General features: G+C 73.2%; 6 protein-coding genes. 2 read left to right on the forward strand and 4 right to left on the reverse strand.

The window, feature by feature from the left end:
• Together VR44_RS33985 and VR44_RS33990 are read left to right on the forward strand one after the other, a co-directional pair.
• A partial coding sequence (locus tag VR44_RS33985) for an SOS response-associated peptidase family protein (protein WP_045951495.1) occupies window positions 1-199 on the forward strand: 199 nt, incomplete at its 5' end.
• Window positions 200-301: 102 nt separating this feature from the next.
• Window positions 302-1,099, forward strand: a complete 798-nt coding sequence (locus tag VR44_RS33990) for a class I SAM-dependent methyltransferase (protein ID WP_045951496.1) — start codon at window positions 302-304, stop codon at window positions 1,097-1,099.
• A gap of 56 nt (window positions 1,100-1,155) precedes the next feature.
• On the opposite strand, the gene VR44_RS33995 is transcribed toward VR44_RS33990, so the two are convergent.
• Genes VR44_RS33995 through VR44_RS34005 form a run of 4 tightly spaced genes read right to left on the reverse strand, consistent with a single transcriptional unit; the run spans window position 1,156 to window position 3,813 of the window.
• On the reverse strand, window positions 1,156-1,818 hold the full coding sequence (locus VR44_RS33995; RefSeq protein ID WP_045951497.1) for a methionine ABC transporter permease: 663 nt from the start codon (window positions 1,816-1,818) through the stop codon (window positions 1,156-1,158).
• Complete coding sequence (locus tag VR44_RS46615; RefSeq protein ID WP_063779002.1) at window positions 1,815-2,090, reverse strand: NIL domain-containing protein; 276 nt, start codon at window positions 2,088-2,090, stop codon at window positions 1,815-1,817. The genes VR44_RS33995 and VR44_RS46615 overlap by 4 nt, the downstream gene beginning before the upstream one ends.
• Entirely contained in the window at window positions 2,081-2,935 is an 855-nt protein-coding gene (locus VR44_RS34000) for a methionine ABC transporter ATP-binding protein (RefSeq protein ID WP_063779003.1), read from the reverse strand. Before VR44_RS34000 ends, VR44_RS46615 begins: the two co-directional genes overlap by 10 nt.
• Complete coding sequence (locus VR44_RS34005) at window positions 2,932-3,813, reverse strand: MetQ/NlpA family ABC transporter substrate-binding protein (RefSeq protein WP_045951498.1); 882 nt, start codon at window positions 3,811-3,813, stop codon at window positions 2,932-2,934. Before VR44_RS34005 ends, VR44_RS34000 begins: the two co-directional genes overlap by 4 nt.
• Window positions 3,814-4,019: the final 206 nt, after the last annotated feature.

Genomic DNA, 4,019 nt, shown 5'->3' on the forward strand with positions numbered 1-4,019 from the left:
CCCCCGCATGCCGCTGGCCCTGGCCCCCGCCGACTACGACGCCTGGCTCGATCCCGCGCACGAGGACCCGCACGCCCTGCGCGCCCTCCTCACCACCCCGGCCGCCGGCCGCCTGGAGGCCCGCGCGGTCAGCACGGCCGTCAACAACGTCCGCAACAACGGCCCGGAACTCCTCGCCGACGCCGCGGACACCCCATGAGGGCCGCGACCGGCGCCACACCCGGGCCGGCTGACGACGCCCCGGCCCGTGACGGCGTGTCGCCGCCGCGCCGGGCGCCCGTGGCGGGCCGATAGTGGAGACGTGAGCGATGACTGGACGCGGGACCCGGCGGCGGCGGAGCCCGCGGAGGGGCCCGCCTGGTCCGGGAGCGACGGTGCGCAGGCCTTCGCCGCGGTGGAGGCGGCCACCGACTGGCTGCTCGGCTACCCCTTCGTCTTCCGTGCCCTGTCCCGCCGCGGCATCGGCGCCGGCTCCGTCCTCGTCGACTACGGCTGCGGGCCCGGCAAGGTGGCCGACCGTGCCGCCCGGCTGCTGGGGGCGCGGGTGATCGGGGTGGACACCTCCCCCGAGATGCTGGCGCTGGCCCGCGCGCCCGGAACCGCCGTGGCGGAGTTCCACCTGGTCGAGGGCGGCCGGACGGGCGGACTCGCCGACGGCTGCGCGGACGCGGCGATGTGCAGCCACGTGCTCGCCTCACTGCCGGACGAGGAGGCCGTCCTGTCGGTCTTCACGGAGGTCCGGCGGCTGCTGCGTCCCGGGGGCCCGTTCGTCCTGCTGTCCACCGACCCCGACTGCGGAGGGACGGAGTACGCCTCCCTGCGGATCGGCGGTCCCGGCACGGTCCACGCGCCGGGACAGGGTCTGACCGTGCGGCTGCGGCGCACCGACGGCACCTGGCAGGAGGTGCGCAACCACGCCTGGCCCGTCGGCCGGATCCCCGGCCTCCTGGAGCGGGCCGGGTTCCGGGACGTGGTCCAGGAGCGGCCGACGGTCGAGCAGGCGCTCGACACCGCCGACCCGGAACTGGTGCGCAGCCGCCCCTGGACCGGGGAACGGGAGCGTCCCCCGCTGGTGGTCACCACGGCCCTGGCCGCCTGAACGCCGCCTGACCGGGACCGCCGTGTCCCGGCCGCCCGAACGGGGCCGCCGGGCGGTCAGCGCCGGAGGATCCTGCGCGACAGGAGGTTCCCCAGGAACTGCGCCGACTGGACCAGAGCGATGAGCACCAGCACGGTCACCACCATCACCGAGGTGTCGAAGCGCAGGTAGCCGTAGGTCATCGCCAGGTTGCCCACACCGCCGCCGCCGACCGTGCCCGCCACCGCGGAGAAGTCGATGAGCGCGACGAGCATGAACGTCAGCCCCAGCACCAGCGGCCCGAGCGCCTCGGGCACCAGCACCGTGAGCAGGATGCGCAGCGGGCCGGCGCCCATGGAACGGGCCGCCTCGATGACGCCCGGCTCCACGGACAACAGGTTGGACTCCACGATCCGGGCGATGCCGAATGTGGCCACGACCGTCATCGGGAAGACGGCCGCGTCGGTGCCGATCATCGTGCCGACCACCGCCCGGGTCACCGGGGCCAGGGCCACGATCGCGATGATGAAGGGGACGGGCCGGATGACGTTGATGAACGTCCCCAGCACCGCGTGCACGGCCCGGTTCGGCAGCACCCCGCCCTTGCGCGTGGCGTAGAGGGCGAGCCCGACCGACAGGCCGCCGACGGTGGAGAGCGCCAGCGTGATCAGCACCATGTACACGGTCTCGCCGGTCGCGTCGAGGACCTTGGGCCAGAACGTGCTCCAGTCGGCCCTCACCGCACACCCGCCTTCACACCGCTCGCGGTCGCGGTCGCGGTCGCGTTCGCGGGTACGGCCGCGGCTCCGGCCGTGGTTCCCGTCACGGAGGCGAGTCCGGCGGCGACGGCCTCGACCGCCGCCTCCTCACCCCGCAGTTCGAGGGTCACACTGCCCAGCGGGCGCCCGCGCACCTCGCCGACCCCTCCGTGCACGAAGGCGAAGTCGACGCCGTGGCCGCGCAGCAGCGGCGCGAGGGCGTCCATCACCGGGGCGCCGTCGATCACCGGCACGGTGACCAGCCGCCCCGGGTGGCGGGCCCGCAGCCGCTCCAGCAGCGGCCCGTCCGGGGCGCTGTGCAGGGGGCGCTGTGCAGGGCAGAGCGGACGAAGGCGGCCGTGGTGGCGTGGCGCGGGCGCGCGAACACCTCGTAGACCTCGCCGCTCTCCACCACCTTGCCCTCCTCCATGACGGCCACCCGGTCGCAGAGGCCGCGGACGACCTCCATCTCATGGGTGATCAGCAGGATCGTGACCCCGAGCTCGCGGTTGACCCGGCGGAGCAGGGCCAGGACCTCGCCGGTGGTCTGCGGGTCGAGGGCGGAGGTGGCCTCGTCGCACAGCAGCACCTTGGGGCGGGTGGTCAGGGCGCGGGCGATGCCGACGCGCTGGCGCTGCCCGCCCGACAACTGCTCGGGGTAGCGCCCGCCGTGCCCGGACAGCCCGACGAAGTCGAGGGTCTCCTCGGCGCGGGCCCGTGCGGCGGCGCGGTCCAGCCCGGCCAGGCGCAGCGGGTAGAGGACGTTGCCGAGGACGGTGCGCGAGCGGAAGAGGTTGAACTGCTGGAAGACCATGCCGATCTCCCTGCGTACGGGGCGCAGCCCGCGCTCGCCGAGGGCGGAGAGGTCCTGGCCGTCCACGAGCACGCTGCCCGAGGTGGGCTCCTCCAGGCCGTTGACCAGGCGCAGCAGCGTGGACTTGCCGGCGCCGCTGTGGCCGACGACGCCGAAGACGGTGCCCGCGCCGACGGTCAGGCTCACCCCGTCGACGGCCATGGCACCGCCGGGGAACTCCTTGCGCACGTCGCGCAGTTCGATGACGGGCTGCCCGGGGCCGCCCGGGGTGGCGGGGGCGGTCACCGGGCCAGCTGCTTCGTGATGCGGTCGAGCTCGGTGCGCAGCTCGGGGGCGGGCAGTTCGATGTGGTGGGCGGTGCCGTTGCTGGTGCGGCGGACCTCGTCCTGCACGGCCTTGGAGGCGTACAGCTTCACGATCTTCTGGAAGTCCGCGTCGTCCTTCCGGTCGGCGCGGGCGGCGATGACGTTGAGGTACGGCAGGGCCTGCGGACTGGCCGGATCGTCCTTGAACAGGGCGGTCTTGGCGTCGATCCCGGCGAGCTGGGCGACCCCGTCGTTGATGACCGCCGCGTCCGCGTCCTGGAGGGTGCGCGGGGTCTGCTGGGCGTTGACCGGGGTGATCTTCACGTGCCGGGGGTTGTCGGTGATGTCGTCGGGGGTGGCGAAGAGCCCGGCGTCCGGCTTGAGGCCGATGAGCTTCGCCTGCTCCAGGACGTGCAGGGCGCGGCCCTGGTTGGAGGGGTCGTTGGGCAGGGCGATCGAGGCTCCGTCGGGGAGGTCGGAGAGCTGCTTGTGCTTGCCGGAGTACAGGCCGAGCGGGACCACGGTGGTGGCGGCGACGGGGGTGATGTCGGTCTTGTTCGCGGTGTTCGACTGGGCGAGGAAGACCAGGTGCTGGAAGGCGTTGAGTTCGATGTCGCCGGCGGCGAGGGCCTTGTTGGGCAGCGAGTAGTCGTCGAAGACGACCGGCTCGACGGTCAGGCCCTCCTTCTTCGCCTCCTTGGCGAGGACGTCCCACTCGGGGGAGTCGCCGGAGACGCCCACGCGGATGCGCTTGCCTTCCGGGCCGCCGAGTCCGCAGCCGGAGACGAGCAGCGCGAGTGCGGTGACGGTGGTGGTGAGGGCGAGCGCGGTACGGCGGCGCGGTGTTGCTGCAGACATCGTGGGATCCAGGGGTAGAGGAACGCGTCAAGCGAGGTACCTCTGAACAGTAGGCATGGATCCCGGTATTGGCTTGTTATGAAAGATCGTATTCACGATCCTGCAATGAATCAAAGGCGCGTGCGCGTTCACGGGGAAACGTTCAGGGGGAAACGGCCCCCGGGGCCTGCGGCAGGGACACCTGGTGCAGGCGCAGGGCGAGCTGC

It is taken from the genome of Streptomyces katrae, assembly GCF_000966975.1.
GTDB lineage: Bacteria > Actinomycetota > Actinomycetes > Streptomycetales > Streptomycetaceae > Streptomyces > Streptomyces katrae.